We start from the raw sequence: 18892 nt of genomic DNA, 5'->3' as shown, positions 1-18892 counted from the left end.
TCCGCCACCTGAACCTTGTCCGTCATCGCGCCCTCCTCAGCAGAGCGACCCCGGCCGGCACCCCGAGCAGGGCCGTCCAGGCGCCGACCGGGATCTCCACCGGTGCGAGCGCGAGCCGGGCCGGTACGTCGGCGAGGGCCACGACGACCGCGCCCCATGCCGCCGACCAGGGCAGCCAACCCACCGCGTCGGAGCGGGGGTTGAGCCTGCGCGCCAGCTGCGGCGCGAGGAATCCCACCCACGCCACGGGCCCGCACACGGCGGTCACGGGCGCGATCAGCACCACGGCGACGGCCAGCGCCGCGAACCGGGCCCGCCGTGCTCGTACGCCCAGAGCTTCGGCGTCGTCGTCACCGAGCCGGAGCACCGCGAGCACCGGCGCGCACAGCACGAGCGCCGGAACGGCGATCAGGAGCCACGGCCACAGGCCGGTGACGTCCTCCCAGGTGCGCGCCGACAGTGAGCCGAGCAAATACCGGTAGATCAGCTGCAGATCGAGCTGATCGGCCATGACCATCAGGACGAGCAGCGCGGCCTGCAGCGCCGCCGCGACGGCGGCCCCGGTGAGCAGCACGGCCGACGGGCTGCGCCCGAGCCCCGCCGCGAGCAGCGTGAGTCCGCCGCCCAGCGCGGCCCCGCCGATGGCGAGCAGCGGCTGGACGGCAGCGGGCACGGCCACGGCGAGCACCAGCGGTGCGGCCACCCCGAGCGCCGCGCCGGACGAGACGCCCAGCATCTCGGGGACCGCCAGGGGGTTGCGCAGCGCCTCCTGGAGCACGAGTCCGGCCGCCCCCAGGCAGGCGCCGGCGAGCAGCGCCAACACCAGCCGGGGTACACGGAGTTCGGACACGACCACCTGAGTGATCTCGTCGCCCCCGAACAGCCGGTGCAGCGGCACATAGGGGGTGCCAAGACTCAGCGCGCACCATGACGCGACGGCCAGCAGGACACCGAGGACCAGCAGCTGGACCCCCGACCGCCGCCGCGCGGGCTTGCCCGGATGCCCGTCAGGCCCGGCGGCCGGCGCCCCCGTATCGGATATCGCCGCCTGCACGCTCACTTCAGCGCGGCCACGGCCTCGTCGAGGACGATGCCGAGCGAGCGGGTGCCGCGGCCCTTCGCCCAGATCTCCGAGTTGACCTCGTGGACGTCACCGTTCTTGACGGCGGGAATCTTCCCCCACAGCGGGTTCTTGGCCAGCTTCTCGGACAGCTTGCCGTCCGCCTCGCCGAAGCTCATGGTCTCCACGAAGAGCACGTCCACGCCCTGCGCGAGAATCTCTTCGAGGCTGTAACTCCCGTCCACACCACGGGATTTCCAGGGATAGTCGGCCAGCTTCGGGAAGAGTCCGGCGGCCACGTCCGCGCCCGGGGTGGCGACGCCGAAGTTCTCGTCGCTGCCGTAGATGATGAGCGCCGTCTTGTCGCTCCTGGTCCGCTCCGCGTCGGCCAGCTTGGTACGGAACGTCTTCTCCGCCTTCTCGCCCTGTGCCGTACGGCCGGTGAGTGCGGCGACATCCCGCAGATAGCTCACGCTGTCCTGCCACTTCTCGGGCTGTACGGGCCAGAAGGTGGTGGCCCCCTTCAGCGCGGGCGCGAGCTTGCCGTGGGTGTCCTCGAGGCCGATCACCAGATCGGGCTTGTGGGACAGGATCGCCTCGACCTCCGGTGCGATGAAGCCGCCGGGGATCACCTTGACCTGCTTCGCCTTCTCCTTGCCCAGGAAGCCGGGCTGGGCGAGGAGTTCGTTGTTGGTGGCGGTGGGGACGAGGCCGAGCTCGGTCAGGATGTCGTCGCACAGCGCGACCAGACACACGATCCGCTCCGGCGTCTTCTCCAAGGAGACCTTGACGCCGTTGGCATCCGTCAACTCCCGTGTCGCCTTGATCGGTTCGACCGTCACATCGGTCTTCTCCCCCTGCGCCTTCGCCGTCGTGGCCGGCTCGGCGTCGCCGCCGCATCCCACCAGGACGGAACCCAGGACCGCGGCGGCGATCCCGCATCGGACAGCTCTCGAGATCGAGCGCAGCATCGATGCCCCCACTTTCTTCTCGCATGTTCGGAACGCGGCCGACCATACATGATAATCATTTTCATATACATCCCCGATCGTCTGCCCTGCGATGCCGCGAAGGGCTGACGGTCCGCACCCGAACACCGACGGAGGCTCGCCATGACCACCGACCCGCTGCTCCTCGTCTCCGACCACATCGAGGGGTGCGTCCACGTGGTGACGGTGCCGGACGGCATCGAGGCGGGCCGTCTGACAGGACGTCATCTGTCCGAGCACGCAGGGTTCTTGACGTTGCCGGGCGGACGGGTCGCCTGCGTCGATGACCGCCGCGGCGAACTCCTCGTACTCGACCCTTACGGTCGCGATTTTGTGGCGGTCACCGTCCCGGTGGCGGTGCCGGCCGAGCATCTGGCGGCGGACCCGAGCGGGCGGTGGGTGGCCGTCACGACGGGCCTCGGCAAGAACGCCGAGCCCTGGTCGGACCTGCTGACCCTCGTCGACCTGGCCGCGGGGGACGTCGCCCGGGTGCGTACGCGCAGAGGCGAGCCCGGCGTGACGGTCCTCGGGTCCGACGACCCGCTCGTGGTCCTGCGCCACCGGGAGCCGGGCGCCCTGTCCGTCCACCGTTTCGCCGACCTGCTCACCGCGCCGCCCGGCTGCCCGCAGGTCGAGCCGCTGGCCTCGCTTCCGCTGCCGGACGACGGTCACGGAGATGCCCAAGACCCCGTCCACGAGTGGGTGTTCGCGGCTACCGGTGCGGGGGTGCACCGGGCGCGCCGGGGAGGTGACGGCCTCGTCGCGGAGCCGGTGATCCCGTGGGGTGGGCCTGCCCGCGGCTGGTATCTGCGCCTCGATACGCGGCGCAGGGCGCTGTGGTCGACTCTGCGCGGCGGCCCCGCCGATCCGTTGCGCTGGCCGGAGTGGACCAATCACTCATGGACGTACGAACTGGACTCGGATGTCACATCGCTGACCGACCTCGGCCCGGGGCTGGTCTTCCGGCTGGCCCTCGCGAAGGAGCATGCGGCGTTCGCCCGCATCCACCCCGACGGCGATGAACTGATCCTGCTGGGCGACGACGGAGCCGGCCGGCACACCGCACTGCCGCCCATGGAGGGCGCCCCGGCCCGCGGCTCCACCCCCTGGGAGGGCGTCCAGCGCCGCGCCGTGGCCGCTTCACCGGGGGCGGACTGGGTGGCGGTCACCCGCGGGGGTCACGGCGAAGTCCATGTCGTGGACGCCCGGTCCGCGCACGAGGCCACCCGCCTGAAGCTGGACACCCCGCTCCATCACGGCGGGCACCTTCTGCTGCTCGCGCAAGGGGATGGCGCCGACGGAGATCCGGTCGGGCGATGAGGGCGCTCCCTCCGAAGGCGGTCCCGGAGCTGAGCCACCCGCCGTCGTGTCCAGCACCCGGCGGTGTGCTCGTCAACGCGGATCACTTCCGGGCCGAGGAGGCGGACTTGTCCGCGCTCCGGCCCTGAGCGGCGCTTCCGGCTCAGTCCCACCCGAAGGTCCAGTACGGGGCGGTCAGCAGGTGGCCGGCGTACTCGCGGATGGTGCTCAGGCCGAAGTTCGCGAGCGCGTCCGGGCAGAACGCCATGTGCTCGGCGGCCAGCAGCTCCGCCTCATCCCGCGTGGCCGGCGGGGCGGCGACGGACACGATCAGTGCGCAGCCCACCGCCACCACCCGGGCGCCGAACCGGTCCTCCCACGTGCGCAGGACTGCGCACAGGCGGGCGACGTCGCGTTCGTAGTTGGCGGCCCAACTCCAGCCGATGACGGCGGGTATGTCGGCACTCCGCGGCGCCGGCACCAGCGCGATGCACGAGGTCTGCCCGTCGAAGTCGTACCGGTCGGGGCCGGGCTCGAGCATCAGCCGCGCGACGCGCTCGGCGGCGGTCTCCGGCGCGTCGGGCGCGTGGCGTACGGCCTGGGCGAGGCCGGGCCATGCGGCGCCGAAGGGTGCGCGGATGTGGCGGTAGGCCGGTCGGACCGGACGCCGCCCCCAGTGCCCGGCCAGCACCTCGCGGGCGTCGTGGTCCCCGGGGCGCGACACGGCTTCCGGGGCCAGGTCGCTGCCTCCTCGTACGCTCATGTCGGGGCCTATGAGCACCGGAAGGAGTCCGAGTGCCCGGGCGGGTTGCAGTGCGGCCCAACTCCCGGATGACGCGGGCGAGTCGGACACCCACAGCAGCGGTTCGTGCCAGGTGCCCTCGGTGGTGTCGCACGTCGTCGAGCCCGCGGGCAGCGACAGCCCGAGGGACGCACCGGTGGGGTCCGATACAAGGCGATGCAGCGGGTTCGAAGGGCGCGTCGGCGTGGTCATGCGGGGACTGTAGGGCGGCGCGGCTTCGCTCCGGGCAGGATCGGACCACACCGCGGTCCCGCCGTCAGGGCAGGATCGAGTCCACATACCCCCCGTCCACCCGGAGCGCACCCCCGGTGGTGGCGCTCGCCTGGTCCGACGCGAGGTACACGACCATGTGGGCGATCTCCTCGGGTTCGATCAGGCGCTGCAGCAGCGACTGCGGGCGGTGCTCGCGCATGAAGGTGCGCTGGGCCTCGTCCCACGGCAGGTTCCGGTCGACCAGCTCGTACACGAAGTCCTCCACGCCGCCGGTGTGCGTGGGCCCGGCGATCACGGAGTTCACGGTCACGCCCGAGCCGGCGGCCTGCTTCGCGAAGCCTCGGGTGACCGCGAGCAGCGCCGTCTTCGACATGCCGTAATGGATCATCTCCGCGGGGATCACCACCGCGGAGTCGCTGGCGATGTTCTGGATCCGGCCCCAGCCCCGCTCGGTCATACCGGGCAGGTACTGCCGGATGAGCCGTACGGCGGCCAGCACGTTGACCTCGAAGTAGCGCCGCCACTCGTCGTCGGTGATGTCCAGCGGGTCGGCCGGTCCGAAGATGCCGAGGTTGTTCACGAGGATGTCCACCCGCGGCACCGCGTCCGCGACCTGGCGCGCGCCGTCCGCGGTCGTGACGTCGGCGGCCACCGGCACCAGGTCTGCGTCCGGTACCGCGCCCCGGATCCGCCCGATGGCTCCGTGGACGCGTTCCTCGGTCCGGCCACTGATGCCGACGCGCGCTCCCGCGCGAGCGAGCTCGGTGGCGATGGCGGCGCCGATGCCCTGGGTGGAGCCGGTGACCAGGGCGGTACGTCCCGTCAGATCGATGTGCATGGGAAGCGGTACTCCTCCGATGTCGACAAACCTGTGGCAGCCCTTACCCAGTCTTGCCCGCGGCAACAGGGTGCGCTCCCCGAACCTCAGCCGCCACCTTCCCCACAGTTCCGTGCACACAGCACTTTTGACAGGCCCTTGACAAATGACGGATGGCATCGCCAGCATGCAAGACGCTCACAGTTCTGCGTAACGAGCCGCACTGAATGCGCAATTCACGTATCGCCTGCAAGGCGCCCAGTCGCCGCACCCGCACGGCACACCCCACAGCACTCGCAAGGCACACCCCCAGCACCACCACGGCACACCCGCAGCAAGCGCGGCCGGCGCGCGCCCTGCCTGACACACCCCCAAGCGTCAGGAGGATGCCCCATGCCCTCACGCCCTCGTACGGGGCTGAGACTGCTCAGCGCACTCACCCTCGTCCTGACCGGCGTCTCCGTCGCGTCGGTCCCGGCCTCCCCGGCCGCGCGGGACATTCCACCCGCGGACTATCAGCAGGTCCAACTCGCCACCGGTGGAGCAGAGTTGGGCGAGCCCATGTCGCTCACCGTGCTGCCGGACCGCTCAGTCCTGCACACCGCGCGCGACGGCACGATCCGCTTCACCGATGCCGCGGGCAACACCACGACGGCCGGGAAGCTGGACGTGTACACCCATGACGAGGAGGGGCTGCAGGGCATCGCTGCGGCTCCGGACTTCGCCACGAGCCGCCACGTCTACGTGTACTACTCCCCCAAGCTCAACACCCCCGGTGGCGACGCCCCGGTGACCGGCAGCGCGGCCGACTTCGAGGCGTGGAAGGGGCATCTCAACCTCTCCCGGTTCACGCTCAAGTCCGACAACACCCTCGACATGACCAGTGAGAAGGTCGTGCTTGAGGTGGCCAACGACCGGGGCCAGTGCTGCCATGTGGGCGGCGACATCGACTTCGACGCCGCCGGGAACCTGTTTCTGACGACCGGCGACGACACCAACCCGTTCGACTCCAGCGGGTACGCGCCGATCGACGAACGCGCCGACCGCAACCCGCAGTTCGACGCCCAGCGCTCCTCCGGGAACACCAACGACCTGCGCGGCAAGCTCCTGCGCATCAAGCCGACCGCCGACGGCGGCTACACGATCCCGTCCGGCAATCTCTTCGCCCCGGGGACGGCGAACACGCGGCCCGAGATCTACGCGATGGGCTTCCGCAACCCGTTCCGTATGAACGTCGACAAGGCGACGGGCATCGTCTACCTCGGCGACTACGGTCCCGACGCGGGCGGCGGAGACGCGAACCGGGGCCCGGGCGGCCAGGTCGAGTTCGACCGGGTCACCGGGCCCGGCAACTACGGCTGGCCGTACTGCACCGGCACGAACACCGCCAACGAGACGTACAACGAGTTCACCTTCCCCAGTGGCCCTTCGGGCGCCAAGTACGACTGCGCGGGCGGGCCGGCGAACAACTCCTTCCGCAACACGGGGCAGGCCAAGCTGCCTGCCGCGAAGGCGAGTTGGATCAAGTACGGCTGGGAGGGTTCGCCGCCGGAGTTCGGCAGCGGCTCCGAGTCGCCGATGGGTGGCGAGGTCTACCGCTACGACCCGGCGCTGAACTCGGACGTGAAGTTCCCGCAGTCCCTCGACGGCCGGTTCTTCGCCACCGAGTACGGCCGCAAGTGGATCAAGGCGATCGAGGTGAGGAGCGACGGCTCACCCGGCGTGATCGAGGACTTCCCGTGGTCCGGCACCCAGATCATCGACAGCGACTTCGGCCCGGACGGCGCGCTGTACGTCCTCGACTACGGGACGGGCTCCAACAACCAGGCGCTGTACCGCATCGAGCACCTGGCGGGCAGCAACCGCAGCCCGATCGCGAAAGCGGCGGCCGACAAGACCTCCGGCGCACTGCCGCTGAACGTGGCGTTCTCGTCCGCGGGCAGCTCCGACCCCGAGGGCCGACCCCTCACGTACCACTGGGACTTCGGCGACGGCTCCACCTCGGCCGAGGCCAATCCCTCGCATACGTACACCACGCAGGGAACGTACCGCCCGACGCTCACCGTGAAGGATCCGGAGGGCCTGACCGGCTCCTCCAGCCTGGTGATCACGGCGGGCAACACGGCGCCCGCCGTCACCCTGAACAAGCCGCTCGACGGTCAGCTCTTCTCCTTCGGTGACACCGTGCCGTTCGAGGTGACGGTGAGCGATCCGGAGGACGGTGCGGTCGACTGCGCGAAGGTCAAGGTCACCTATCTGCTCGGGCACGACAGCCATGAGCACGCGATCACCTCGAAGAACGGCTGCAGCGGCACGATCACCGTGCCGCCCGACGGCGAGCACGACAGCGCGGCGAACCTGTACGGCGTGTTCGACGCCGAGTACACCGACAACGCCGGTCTGACCACGCACAGCAAGCGCGTCCTGCAGCCGCGCCACCGGCAGGCCGAGCACTTCTCCGCCCAGTCCGGCATCCAACTCGCCGCGCACGGGCCCGCCGAGGGCGCGAACACCGTCGGCTTCACGGACAACGGCGACTGGATCTCCTTCAATCCGTACGCGCTGGGCAACGTCACCTCGTTCACCGCCCGGATCTCGTCGGGCGGCGCGGGCGGCAGCCTCGAGATCCGCGCCGGCTCACCGACCGGGACACTGCTCGGCTCGGTGAACGTGCCGGTGACCGGCGGCTGGGAGAACTTCCAGAACGTGTCGACGAACCTGTCCGGAGCGCCCTCGGGCACCACGGACCTGGTGCTGGTCTTCAAGGGCCCGACCGGTCAGGGCAACCTGTTCGACGTCGACGCCTTCACGCTCGCCACCAACCCCGCGAAGAAGAAGGGACGTTGACGATGAGGAGCCTCCACACACGTCTGCGGCGCGGGCCCGCCGCCTTGGTGCTCGCACTCGCCGCGACACTGATCGCACCCGTGTCCTCGGCCGCACCCCTGCCCTCGCCCGCCGCCGCGCCCTTCGAGATCCTGGTCTTCTCCGAGACGGCCGGGTTCCGGCACGACGCGATCCCGGCCGGCATCGACGCACTCCGCACGCTCGGACAGCAGAACGAGTTCACCGTCACGGCCACCGAGGACTCCTCGGTCTTCACCGAGCAGAGCCTGTCCGGATACGAGGCCGTGGTCTTCCTCAACACCACGGGCGACGTCCTCACCGACCCCCAGCAGAGCGCCCTGCAGTCGTACGTGGATTCCGGCGGCGGTTACGTCGGCGTGCACGCCGCGGCCGACACCGAGTACGACTGGCCGTACTACGGACAGCTCGTCGGGGCGTGGTTCAAGAGCCATCCCGCGATCCAGCAGGCCACCGTCGTCACCGAGGACCGCGACCACCCGGCGACCGCGCACCTGGGCGCCACCTGGTCACGGACCGACGAGTGGTACAACTACCGCGCCAATCCGCGGGCCGGGGTGCGGGTGCTCCAGTCGCTGGACGAATCGACGTACAGCGGCGGGGAGATGGCGGGCGACCACCCCATCACCTGGTGCCACGCACAGGGCCAGGGGCGTTCCTTCTACACCGGGCTCGGGCACACCGCCGAGTCGTACGCCGATCCCGCCTTCCGCACGTTGCTGCTCGGCGCGGTCCGGTATGCGGCCGGGCAGGCGCCGGCGGACTGCTCGCCCAAGTCGGGCGCGGCGACGGTGGAGGCCGAGTCGTTCACGTCGGGCTCCGGGGTGCAGAGCGCAGCTCATGCACCGGCCGGCGGCGGACAGACCCTCGGCTACATCGACAACGGTGACTGGGCCGCGTACGCGACCGTGTCCACCGAGGGCGCGCGCCGCTTCACCGCGAAGGTGTCCTCGGCGGGGGCGGGCGGCACCGTCGAGATCCGCTCCGGGACATCCGACGGGACGCTCCTCGGGTCGGTGCAGGTGCCGGTGACCGGCGGCTGGGAGACGTTCACGACGGTGACCACGGAGCTGAGCGGCGCCGGGTCCGGGCCGCTCGTCCTGCGGTTCACGGGCGGCTCGGGCGCACTGTTCGACCTGGACACCTTCTCGCTGACCACCGAACCGGCCACCGAGGCCGGGTCGGAGAACGTGCATCTCTTCTACTACCCCTGGTACGGAAGCCCGGCGGTGCACGGCAGTTGGCGGCACTGGCCCCAGGGCGGGCACACTCCGCCCGAGGACATCGGCGCCGACTTCTACCCGGCGCTCGGCCCGTACGACTCCGGCGACATGGCGGCCGTCGTGGCGCAGCACATGCGGTGGGTGAAGCAGTCCGGCGCCGGCGTGATCGTGTACAGCTGGTGGGGTCGCGGCGGCTATGAGGACCGGCTCGCGAAGGGGGTCCTCGACGCGGCCGCGAAGGACGGCATCAAGGTCGCCTGGCACTTGGAGCCGTACGGGGACCGGACCGCCGCCTCCACGGTGGCCGACATCGAGTACATCAACGCCACGTACGGCGGCCACCCGGCCTTCTACCGTTCGGCGGCGCACGGTGGGAAGTCCGCGTTCTACGTCTTCGAGAGCCTGAGGATCTCCGACTGGTCGGCGCTCGACGAGGTGACGGACACCAGCATCGTGCTCGCGCAGACCACCGACACCACGAAGATCGCGCACTTCTCCGGCCTCTACACCTACGACGGGATCGCGGGGGCCACAGCCCCCGGCTGGAAGCAGGCCGGTGACTACGCGAAGGCCAACGGTCTGGTCTGGGCGCCGTCGGTCGCACCGGGATACCTGGACGACCGTGCGGTCCCTGGCAACACCACGCCCACGGTGGACCGTGCGAACGGCGCGGCCTACGACAAGCAGTGGAGCAACGCCCTGGACCCGGCGATCGGCGGCTCACCGTCGTGGGTGTCGGTGACGTCGTTCAACGAGTGGCACGAGGGCAGTTCCATCGAGCCCGCGGACAGTTCACCACCGGGCGGCCACGGCTACCTGACCTTCGACGGGGCGTACGGGAAGGCGGGCGAGGCGGCGGAGACGGCGTATCTGGACCGTACGGCCTACTGGGTGGGCCGGTTCGAGGGGGCTCGCCGCTAGAGGTTCGATCAGCGCGGACGCGAGGCTCTCGCGCTCGAAGGCACGGCGCCCGCACCGAACAGGGTGCGGGCGCCGTCGCTGTCCCGGGCTTCCGGCACGGGGGACACGGGGTGCCCGGGAGCGCCGCCCGTGTGCTTCTGGGGCAGAAACGCACAGCGGGTGGGCCAAGCGCCGCACGACGGGTCCTTGCGGGGAGCAAGGCGCCGTGCGGTGCCTTTCCAGTTTCGGCGGGCGCGCCGGGGCGGCCTGCTGTCGTACGGCGGGCCGCACCTGTCGAAAGTCACCCCTGGTCAGGCAGTTCACTGGTCGCACAGTTCACTGGTCGCACAGCCCGGCGCGATAGGCGATACGCGCTGCCGCCACTCGGTTGGCGGCGCCCAGGCGCTCCAGGATCTGCGAGACATGGCCCTTGACCGTGCCTTCCGTCATCCCCAGTTCGGCGCCGATCTCCTGATTCGACAGACCGTGCGCGAGCAGCCGCAGCACGTCCAGCTGGCGGTCGGTCAGCGACTGCACCAAGGCCGCCTCCGGACCGTCGCCGGTCATCACGTCGATGACCTTGCCGGTCACGGCGGGAGCGAACACCGCACCGCCCTGCGCCACATTGCGCAGCGCGCCCAGGAGTTCACCCGGCGGGGTGTCCTTGAGCAGGAAGCCCACCGCGCCGGCGGCCAGGGCCTGCTCCACATACGCGTCGTCGCCGAAGGCGGTCAGCGCCACGACCGCGGGCGGCGCGGGCAGACGACGCAGGGCCCGCGTGGCGGCGATGCCGTCGGTGCCCGGCATCCGGATGTCCATGAGCACGATGTCGGGCAGCAGCACCCTCGCCTGGTCGATCGCGGAACGCCCGTCCCACGCCTCGGCCACCACCCGCAGATCGCCGCTGGAGTCGACGATCGTCCGCAGGCTCTGCCGCGCGGCGGAATCGTCGTCGGCGAGCAGGACAGTGATCATGCACCCCATCGTCGGCCCGCCGACGCCGGGCACTGCGCGGCGACGGGCCGAACGGGTGAGCAGCGCACGGTCCGGCGGCCCCTGCGCGACGCGACTGATCTACGTTGGCGGCATGCACGGCCCTTCGCCGTCCCGCTGGACGCCGCGCCGGATCGACGCGGTGGTGACGGCGGCGGCGGTCACCATCGGATTCGCCGACTCCTGGGTCAAGCCCTACAGCGGTCTGCTCACCGGGCTGCCCACCCCGGTGATCGCCCTCGGCTCCGCCGCCGTCGCCGGCGTGCTGTGGTGGCGTCGGCGCCGGCCGGGCGCGGTCACCGCCGTCGTGATGGCGGCGTACGTGGTGGCCTTCACTCCGGTGACGCTGGCCATCGCCATGTTCACGGTCGGCGGCGCGTACCGCCGGCGCCTGCGGGCGCTCGCGGGCTTCGCCCTCGCGGGTTTCGCCGTCGGTCTGATCGGGCTGCGCGGGGGGCTGCCCGAGGCGGGGGTGCGGGAAGCCGCGTACTCCCTTGCGATGATCATCGGCCCGCTCATGGTCGGCTACGCCGTGGGGGTGCGACGTGATCTGGTGGCCGCCGCCGAGGAGCACCTCACGGACCTGCGCCGGCAACAGGAGCTGCTCGCCGAGCGGGCCCGGGCCGATGAACGCGCGGGCATCGCACGGGAGATGCACGACGTGGTGGGCCACCGGGTGAGCAACATCGTGCTGGCCGCGGGCGCCTTGCAGGTGGGACCGGCCGCCGACCGGCCGGAGATCACACAGACCGTCGAACGCATCCGCAGGGACGGCCGCCAGGCGCTCGAAGAACTGCGCGAGATCCTGGACGTACTCGATCCGGCCGGGCGGGAACGGCCCGGGGCCCTCGAACATGCCGACACCGACCTGCACACCCTGGTCGACGGGGCCCGCGCGCACGGCCAGGCGGCGGAGCTCGCGGTCAACGGCCACCCCGAACTCCTGCCGTACCCGATGCGGCGGGCGCTGCAGCGCGTGGTGCAGGAAGCGCTGACCAATGCCGCCAAGCACGCGCCCGGGGCGCCCGTACGGGTGGAGGTGGACTGCCGCAGGGACGGGGTCGCGCTCCGTGTCCTCAACACCGCACCCACACGGCCCGCGTCGCCGGACCTGCCCAGCGGGGGCCGCGGTCTTGCGGGGCTCGCCGAGCGGGTCGGCCTGCTCGGCGGCACGCTGGTCACCGGACCGCAGGACGGCGGCTACGTGGTGGAGGCGTTCCTCCCGCACCACCGGCCGCCCACCGCCCACGACCTCTCAGGAACGCCATGACGATCCGGGTACTCATCGCCGACGACAGCGCGATCACCCGCCGCGGACTGACATGGATCATCGACTCCAGCGGTGACATGGAGGTCTGCGGTGAGGCCGCCGACGGCGCCCAGGCCGTCGCCCTCGCCGCGGAACTCGGCCCCGACGTGGTCCTCCTCGACATCCGTATGCCGCAGGTCGACGGCCTCGCCGCGCTGCGCGACCTGCTGCACACACCCCGCCCGCCCCGGGTGATCGTGCTGGCCACCTTCCACGAGGACGCCCAGGTGGCCGAGGCGCTGCGCACGGGCGCGGTCGGCTTCCTGCTCAAGGACACGCCGCCCGACGACCTGCTGCGCGCCATCCGCGAGGTCCACGCCGGAAACGCCACGCTCGGTCCGGCGGTGGCCCGGCGCCTGCTGGACGCGCGCGCGGGGCGGACCACCTCGGCCACACCCGAGGAACAGCGCCGGCTGACCACGCTCAGCGCCCGGGAGCGCGACGTACTGCGCCTGCTCGCGCGCGGTCTGTCGAACGCGGACATCGCCGCCGAACTGGGCACCACCGAGGGCACGGTGAAGGGATACGTCAGCAACGTGCTGGCCAAGCTCGACGCGGACAGCCGCGTACAGGCGGCGACTCTTGCGTACCGCGCGGGGCTTGACCGGGACTGAGCGTCGGCTCGGCTCCCGCTCCCCGCCTCCTCAGTCCGCTCCCCCGCGGCAAAGGTCCGCGACGCTCAACAGCCGCCCGTGCTGGTCGACCACACGCCGCCGCGTCCACTTGGACCGGATCCGGCTGGGAGTGTCGTAGCGCGAGGGGCGCAGTCCCGCTTCGAGGATCCACTCGTGGATCTCCCGCAGATCGGGCTGACGCGGTTCGTCGATCTGCCGGATCCGCTGACGCAGCCGGGGCACCTCCGCGATCAGCACAGGTGACAGATACGTCGTGGCGACCGGTGCCGGCGGCGCCCCGCCCATGTGCACGGTGCGCCGGTGGACCAGGGTGGCGTCGCCCGGCGCACACAGGAAGAGCTTCGCCATGTCCGGCGGCGGCGCTTCGTACCGCAGCCGGCACGACACCGACATACCGAGCAGTCCGGCCACGCCGGTGCCTGGCCGGATGACCTGTGCGTAGGCGTAGGTGCCGTCGTGATCGCCGTAGACCCTGCGCCGGGCCCGCAGATGGCGCAGCGCCCGCCGCACGGTCTCGCGGTGGACGCCGTACTCCTCCGCGAGGTCGCGCTCAGGGGGCAGCCTGAGGTCACACGCGCCCTTTTGCTCCTCGATCAGACCCAGGATCTTGTCCGCGACTTCGAGGTAGCGCGGTAGTGCGGGAGTCATCGCGGTCGTTCCTCGGGAGCTCGTATGCCGATAAGTGAGTCCTTTTGAGTCTGAAAGCGGAGCTAAGGGGCAGGTGCTGACCGCGGAAGGGGGCGCACCTGACGAAAGTCAGGGGGCCGGAGCAGGCGCGGGGTGGACCAGAAGTGCGGGAGTGCCGGGTTTGTACCGACCACGCCGTAGTGGATCTCTCGGACGCCGCACTGAGCGACGCAGGCGCACGGCTCAGCTCCGACCGCGCACCCCGCCGCCCCCACGCCCGGGCATTCCGGCCGAACGCGTCCCGCCCGGAATCCCCGGCATCACCAGACGCACAAGTAACTAAGCGCAGAGTCAAGAGAATCCGCTTCCGGCGCCTGAACAGCCTTGGATTCCAAGGCATTTACGCGTGCTAACTTCCTCGCCGCCGCGCCGGGCCCCCGGCGTCCGCACGACCAGGAAAGGGACAGCGTTGGCCACCTCGAGCATTTCGGCGCCGGCTGGATATCACCCGTCGTCGCCTACGCCATGGCCACCGCGGGAGCCGCCCTCGGGCTGCGCTGCACGGTGCGGGCCCTGGCGGCCGAGGGCGCCGCACGGCGCAACTGGCTGCTCACCGCGTCCGTGGCGATCGGCTCGGGCATCTGGACGATGCACTTCATCGCGATGCTGGGCTTCGCCGTGGGCGGCAGTGCCATCCGCTACGACGTACCGCTCACCCTGCTCAGTCTGCTGATCGCCGTACTCGTGGTCGGGGCCGGGCTTTTCGTCGTCGGCCTGTTCGGCCGGGCGCGCCGCCGGCCGCTGCTCGCGGGCGGCCTCGGCACCGGACTCGGCGTCGCGGCCATGCACTACCTGGGCATGGCGGCGCTGCGGCTGCACGGAGGGATCGTCTACGACCTCACGCTGGTCTGCGTCTCGGTGGTCATCGCCGTCATCACCGCCACCGCCGCCTTGTGGGCCGCGCTCACGGTGCGCGGCGTGACGGGCACGATGCTCGCCTCTGTCGTGATGGGCGCGGCGGTGAGCAGCATGCACTACACGGGCATGGTCTCCGTGAGCGTCGAACTCACCCCGGGGCACGCCCCGTTGCCCGGTGCCACCGCGATGGAATTCATCTTCCCGCTGGCCGTGGCGGTGGGCTCCTTCCTCTTCCTCACCTCGGCGTTCGTGGCCCTCTCGCCCGCCGCACGCCGGCGTCCCGCGTACGCCGAGCCGTTGGACGACGTGGAGCTTCCCGCCCTCTGAGCGTCCGGCGCCCGCGGGCTCCCAGCCCCCGGGCCGTTCCCCCCGCACACCACCGAACCGTCGATCGAGGCACCCATGCGCCTGCGCGCGCTGGGGCGGATACGCCCCAAGTCCGTACGAGCGAAGATCATCTGTCTGCTCATGGTCCCTGTGATCTCCCTGATGGCGCTGTGGGCCCAGGCCACGGTCTCCACCGCACGCGAGATCTCCGACCGGGGCCGGCTCGACGAGGCCGCCACCACACTCCTCGAACCCGTCGGCCACTTCGTCGCGGCGGTGCAGTACGAACGCTCCGCGACGGGCCGCCATGCCGCCGATCCCGACGCCGCACACGACAAGCATCTGCGGTCGGCGCAGCGTCTCACCGATCAGGCGAGCAGGGCCTTGCGGGACGGGATCAACGAGGGCACGACCGACTCCGGCGACTTCGGCCCCGAACTCCCATTCCGTATCGAGAGGTTGCTGCGCTCCGTCGACGGACTTCCCGCCCTGCGCAAGCGGCAGGACATCGGCTCGTACGGCGGCTACACCGCGCTCGTCGATGCCGCGCTCGCCGTCGACGGGGCGCTCACCCAGGTGCGTACCGTCCATGCGCCTCCGGGCGCCTCGGAGGCGCGCGCCCTGCACGATCTGGCCCGTGCGGGCGAGCTGCTCGCCCGTGAGGACGCGCTGTTCGGTGCCGCGCGAGCGGGCGGCCGGATGCCGCGTACGGCCCATGAGGAGTTCGCCGGCACCGTGATCGCCCGTCGTGAGCTGATGCGCGCGGCGCTCGCCGATCTCAACCCCCGTGATGCGCGCGCCTATCGGGCAGTCCTGTCAGGCGACACCTCTCGCGCGCTGACCGCCGCGGAGGACGCGATACGCGCCGCGGGGCCGGGCCGTGCGCCGGCCGCCACGACGGCCACGGCCTGGGAGCGCTCTGCTAGGACCGTCCTCGACGGTCTGCATGAGGCAGGGGTCGGCGCCCTGACCCGACCGGCCGCGGAGCACGACCCGTACTCCTTCGACGAACTCGGCGGAGCCGGTGTCGCCGTCGTCCTCGGTCTCTTCGCGGTGCTGCTCTCGCTGCTGATCTCCGCCGGTATCGGCCGTTCGCTCGTCGTCGAGCTCGTCGGCCTGCGCGACGAGGCGCTGGATCTGGCACGGCGCGAACTCCCCTCCGCCATGCGGACGTTGCACCAGGGCGAGGACGTCGACATCGACACGCTGGCCCCCTCACGTACACCCGGCGAGGACGAGGTCTCGCAGATCGGCGCCGCCCTGGTCGCCGTGGAACGGGCCGCCCTGCGCTCATCCGCCCAGCGCGCCGAGGTCCTCGCACGGATCGCCGACGTGTACGTCTCTCTCGCCCGGCGCAGCCAGGTGCTGCTGCACCGTCAACTCGGCCTGCTCGACGCCCTGGAACGGCGCGTGGAGCGTCCCGAGGACCTGGAGGACCTGTTCCGTATCGACCATCTGACCACCCGGATGCGACGGCACGCCGAGAGCCTGATCATCCTGTCCGGCTCGACGCCCGGGCGCGGCTGGCGGCATCCCGTGCCGCTGCTCGATGTCGTACGGTCCGCGGTCGCGGAGGTCGAGGACTTCGCCCGCGTGGAGACCGGCGAGGTGCCTGACGTGCGCGTGCCCGGGTCCGTGGTCGCGGACGTCGTCCACCTGGTGGCCGAACTCGTCGAGAACGCCGTGTCGTTCTCGCCCCCGCACACCAAGGTCACCGTACGCGCCGACCGCGTCGGCTCCGGAGTGGCGCTGGAGATCGAGGACCGCGGGCTCGGCATGAAGCAGGAGGCGCTCGCCGAGGCCAACCGCCGGATCGAGGACGCCGCCCGGGTCGACCTGCTCGACAGCGAACGCCTCGGCCTGTTCGTGGTCAACCGGCTCGCCCACCGGTAGAACATCCGCGTCACCCTGCGCGCCTCGGTCTACGGAGGGGTGTGCGCGATCGTCCTGCTGCCCGAAGACCTGGTGACCGCGCCCGTACCCGCAAGACGCCGAGCGGCCGACACGGGACTGCCACGACGCCGCTCGGTGCCCGGCGTACCGCCCCATGATCCGCCCCCGGACGCTCCGACGCTCATCCTCACGCCCGTCACCGAGGCAGGCACCGGACCTGCCGGAGGACCGCCACCCGCCGCAACGCTTCCCGCCGCTACGGCCGGGCTCCCCCGACGCATACGCCAGACCCATATGGCCGCGCCCCTGCGCGCGGAACCCGTCGAACCCCGGCCGGAACCCGGCGGCGCACCACCGCAGCGGACGCCGGATCAAGCCCGCGCCACGATGTCCGCCCTGCGCAGCGGCTGGCAGCGCGGCCGTGCCAACCCGCTGAGCGACGACAGTCCGTCCCCGTACCCCAGCCCGTCCCCGTCCCCGTCCCGAGGAGAAGACAACCGATGACCGGCGCCACCCCCTCCAGCGGTGAACTCACCTGGCTCATGGACGAGTTGACCAAGCGGGTCCCCGAGATCCGCGAGGCCCTGGTGCTCTCCTCGGACGGGCTCGCCATGGCCGTGTCCTCAGGGGTCCGTCGCGAGGACGCGGAGCGTTTCGCCGCCATCGCCTCCGGGTTCCACAGCCTCGCCAAAGGCGCCGGCCACCACTTCGAGGCCGGTCCCGTCGTGCAGACCGTCGTCGAACTGGGTGAAGGCTTTCTGTTCGTCGTCTCGGCCGGCCGGTCCTCCTGCCTCGCGGTGTTCGCCACCGCCGCCGCGGACGTCGGTCTGGTGGCCTATGAGATGGCCCGGCTCGTCCAGCGCGTCGGCGAACATCTCGGGACCGGCGTCCGCGGCAGCTCGGGAGCCACGTGAACGACTCCGTCCCGCTGTGGTTCGACGACGAGGCGGGGCCCCTGGTGCGGCTGTACGCCATGACCGGCGGCCGGGCCGGCGCGAGCGGCAGGTTCGACCTGATGACCGTGGTGCGGGCGGTACCACTTCCTGGCCACGGCCCGCCACTGCCGCCGGAGCAGCGGGAGTTGCACCTCCTGTGCGCACGCCCGCGCACCGTGGCCGACCTCGCGTCCGACGCCGGACTTCCGCTCGGTGTGGTCCGCGTCCTGCTCGACGACCTGCTCACCTCCGGCCTGATCGGCGTGGGCCCGCAGGTCCAGCCGGCCGGCCTGCCCGACCCGCACTTGCTCAGGAGAGTGATCGATGGACTCCGCGCGCTCTGACGCCTTGCCGGACTCGGCTCCGGACGACTCCGCGGCCGACAACCCTGCCGGCTTCACGGTCGACTTCACGGCCGGCTACGCGGCGCTGAAGATTCTGGTGGCCGGCGGCTTCGGGGTCGGCAAGACCACGTTGATCGGCGCGGTCAGCGAGATCCGCCCGCTGAGCACCGAAGAGGTGCTGACCGAGGCGAGCCGGCCCGTGGACCATCTCGACGACGCGGGCGCCAAGACCACCACCACCGTCGCGCTGGACTTCGGCCGCATCACGCTCGGCGACGACCTGGCGCTCTATCTGTTCGGGGCGCCGGGCCAGGACCGCTTCTGGTTCCTGTGGGACGAACTCGCCCACGGCGCACAGGGTGCGGTGGTGCTCGCGGACACCCGCAGGCTCCAGGACTGCTTCCCGGCCGTCGACTACTTCGAGCGCCGGCATCTGCCCTTCGTCGTCGCGGTCAACTGCTTCGACGGCGCACGCGCCCACACGACGGCGGCCATCACCGCCGCCCTGGACCTGGATCCGGGCACACCGGTGGTGCTGTGCGACGCCCGCGACCGTACCTCCGGCAAGGAGGTCCTGATCGCCTTGGTCGAGCACGCCGGGCGTCCCCGATAAGCCGCCGTGGGGGGTGAATCGGCGGACTCATCCCCCACGGCTCCGCCGGTCCGGCATCGATGTCCGCATCGGGCCGCGGAACTTTGCGAAGCCCATGAACGTTTGGCTGGGACGCAAGAGAGATTCGCGT

Annotated in this window: 16 protein-coding genes; 10 read left to right on the top strand and 6 right to left on the bottom strand. The window is 71.4% G+C overall.

Annotated features, from left to right (window positions below; genetic code table 11):
• Window positions 1–22: 22 nt before the first annotated feature.
• The gene (locus G6045_RS02670) at window positions 23–943 is read right to left on the bottom strand and encodes a FecCD family ABC transporter permease (protein WP_165330173.1); all 921 of its coding nucleotides are present in this window, start codon (window positions 941–943) and stop codon (window positions 23–25) included.
• A 113-nt stretch (window positions 944–1056) separates the two neighbouring features.
• Window positions 1057–2031 carry an ABC transporter substrate-binding protein gene (locus tag G6045_RS02665; protein WP_165330108.1) on the bottom strand — a complete coding sequence of 325 codons (975 nt, stop codon included), beginning with the start codon at window positions 2029–2031 and terminating at the stop codon, window positions 1057–1059.
• A gap of 141 nt (window positions 2032–2172) precedes the next feature.
• On the opposite strand from G6045_RS02665, the gene G6045_RS02660 reads away from it, so the two are divergent.
• The gene (locus G6045_RS02660; RefSeq protein WP_165330107.1) at window positions 2173–3369 is read left to right on the top strand and encodes a hypothetical protein; all 1197 of its coding nucleotides are present in this window, start codon (window positions 2173–2175) and stop codon (window positions 3367–3369) included.
• A gap of 142 nt (window positions 3370–3511) precedes the next feature.
• Here G6045_RS02660 and G6045_RS02655 read toward each other — a convergent pair whose 3' ends face one another.
• Complete coding sequence (locus G6045_RS02655; RefSeq protein ID WP_165330106.1) at window positions 3512–4342, bottom strand: DUF4253 domain-containing protein; 831 nt, start codon at window positions 4340–4342, stop codon at window positions 3512–3514.
• Window positions 4343–4406: 64 nt separating this feature from the next.
• Complete coding sequence (locus G6045_RS02650; protein ID WP_165330105.1) at window positions 4407–5201, bottom strand: SDR family NAD(P)-dependent oxidoreductase; 795 nt, start codon at window positions 5199–5201, stop codon at window positions 4407–4409.
• A gap of 372 nt (window positions 5202–5573) precedes the next feature.
• Here G6045_RS02650 and G6045_RS02645 point away from each other — a divergent pair, with 372 nt between their 5' ends.
• Window positions 5574–8027: a carbohydrate-binding protein gene (locus G6045_RS02645; protein WP_165330104.1), complete on the top strand. Its 2454-nt coding sequence runs from the start codon at window positions 5574–5576 to the stop codon at window positions 8025–8027.
• A gap of 2 nt (window positions 8028–8029) precedes the next feature.
• Window positions 8030–10189: a ThuA domain-containing protein gene (locus G6045_RS02640; protein WP_165330103.1), complete on the top strand. Its 2160-nt coding sequence runs from the start codon at window positions 8030–8032 to the stop codon at window positions 10187–10189.
• Window positions 10190–10504: 315 nt separating this feature from the next.
• On the opposite strand, the gene G6045_RS02635 is transcribed toward G6045_RS02640, so the two are convergent.
• On the bottom strand, window positions 10505–11143 hold the full coding sequence (locus G6045_RS02635) for a response regulator (protein WP_165330102.1): 639 nt from the start codon (window positions 11141–11143) through the stop codon (window positions 10505–10507).
• A 112-nt stretch (window positions 11144–11255) separates the two neighbouring features.
• On the opposite strand from G6045_RS02635, the gene G6045_RS02630 reads away from it, so the two are divergent.
• Both G6045_RS02630 and G6045_RS02625 read left to right on the top strand, forming a co-directional pair.
• A complete protein-coding gene (locus G6045_RS02630) occupies window positions 11256–12431 on the top strand; it encodes a sensor histidine kinase (RefSeq protein WP_165330101.1) in 1176 nt (391 codons plus the stop codon).
• The gene (locus G6045_RS02625) at window positions 12428–13084 is read left to right on the top strand and encodes a response regulator (RefSeq protein WP_165330100.1); all 657 of its coding nucleotides are present in this window, start codon (window positions 12428–12430) and stop codon (window positions 13082–13084) included. The genes G6045_RS02630 and G6045_RS02625 overlap by 4 nt, the downstream gene beginning before the upstream one ends.
• Window positions 13085–13114: 30 nt before the next feature.
• Here G6045_RS02625 and G6045_RS02620 read toward each other — a convergent pair whose 3' ends face one another.
• Window positions 13115–13753 carry a GntR family transcriptional regulator gene (locus G6045_RS02620; protein ID WP_165330099.1) on the bottom strand — a complete coding sequence of 213 codons (639 nt, stop codon included), beginning with the start codon at window positions 13751–13753 and terminating at the stop codon, window positions 13115–13117.
• A 504-nt stretch (window positions 13754–14257) separates the two neighbouring features.
• Here G6045_RS02620 and G6045_RS02615 point away from each other — a divergent pair.
• The 5 genes from G6045_RS02615 to G6045_RS02595 all read left to right on the top strand — a co-directional run bounded on the left by G6045_RS02615 (window position 14258) and on the right by G6045_RS02595 (window position 18762).
• Window positions 14258–14977, top strand: coding sequence for an MHYT domain-containing protein (locus G6045_RS02615; RefSeq protein WP_165330098.1), 720 nt, complete (start codon window positions 14258–14260; stop codon window positions 14975–14977).
• A 75-nt stretch (window positions 14978–15052) separates the two neighbouring features.
• Window positions 15053–16870, top strand: coding sequence for a sensor histidine kinase (locus tag G6045_RS02610; protein WP_165330097.1), 1818 nt, complete (start codon window positions 15053–15055; stop codon window positions 16868–16870).
• 500 nt (window positions 16871–17370) lie between these two features.
• Window positions 17371–17784, top strand: coding sequence for a roadblock/LC7 domain-containing protein (locus G6045_RS02605; protein WP_165330096.1), 414 nt, complete (start codon window positions 17371–17373; stop codon window positions 17782–17784).
• Window positions 17781–18149 (top strand): DUF742 domain-containing protein, encoded by a 369-nt coding sequence (locus tag G6045_RS02600; protein WP_165330095.1) that lies wholly within the window; start codon window positions 17781–17783, stop codon window positions 18147–18149. The genes G6045_RS02605 and G6045_RS02600 overlap by 4 nt, the downstream gene beginning before the upstream one ends.
• Window positions 18130–18762 carry a GTP-binding protein gene (locus tag G6045_RS02595; RefSeq protein ID WP_165330094.1) on the top strand — a complete coding sequence of 211 codons (633 nt, stop codon included), beginning with the start codon at window positions 18130–18132 and terminating at the stop codon, window positions 18760–18762. The genes G6045_RS02600 and G6045_RS02595 overlap by 20 nt, the downstream gene beginning before the upstream one ends.
• The last annotated feature ends 130 nt before the right edge of the window (window positions 18763–18892 follow it).

The organism is Streptomyces mesophilus (genome assembly GCF_011044995.1).
GTDB lineage: Bacteria > Actinomycetota > Actinomycetes > Streptomycetales > Streptomycetaceae > Streptomyces > Streptomyces mesophilus.
The sequence above is the reverse complement of the archived record's forward strand: the minus strand, read 5'-3'. Positions and strand labels throughout refer to the sequence as shown.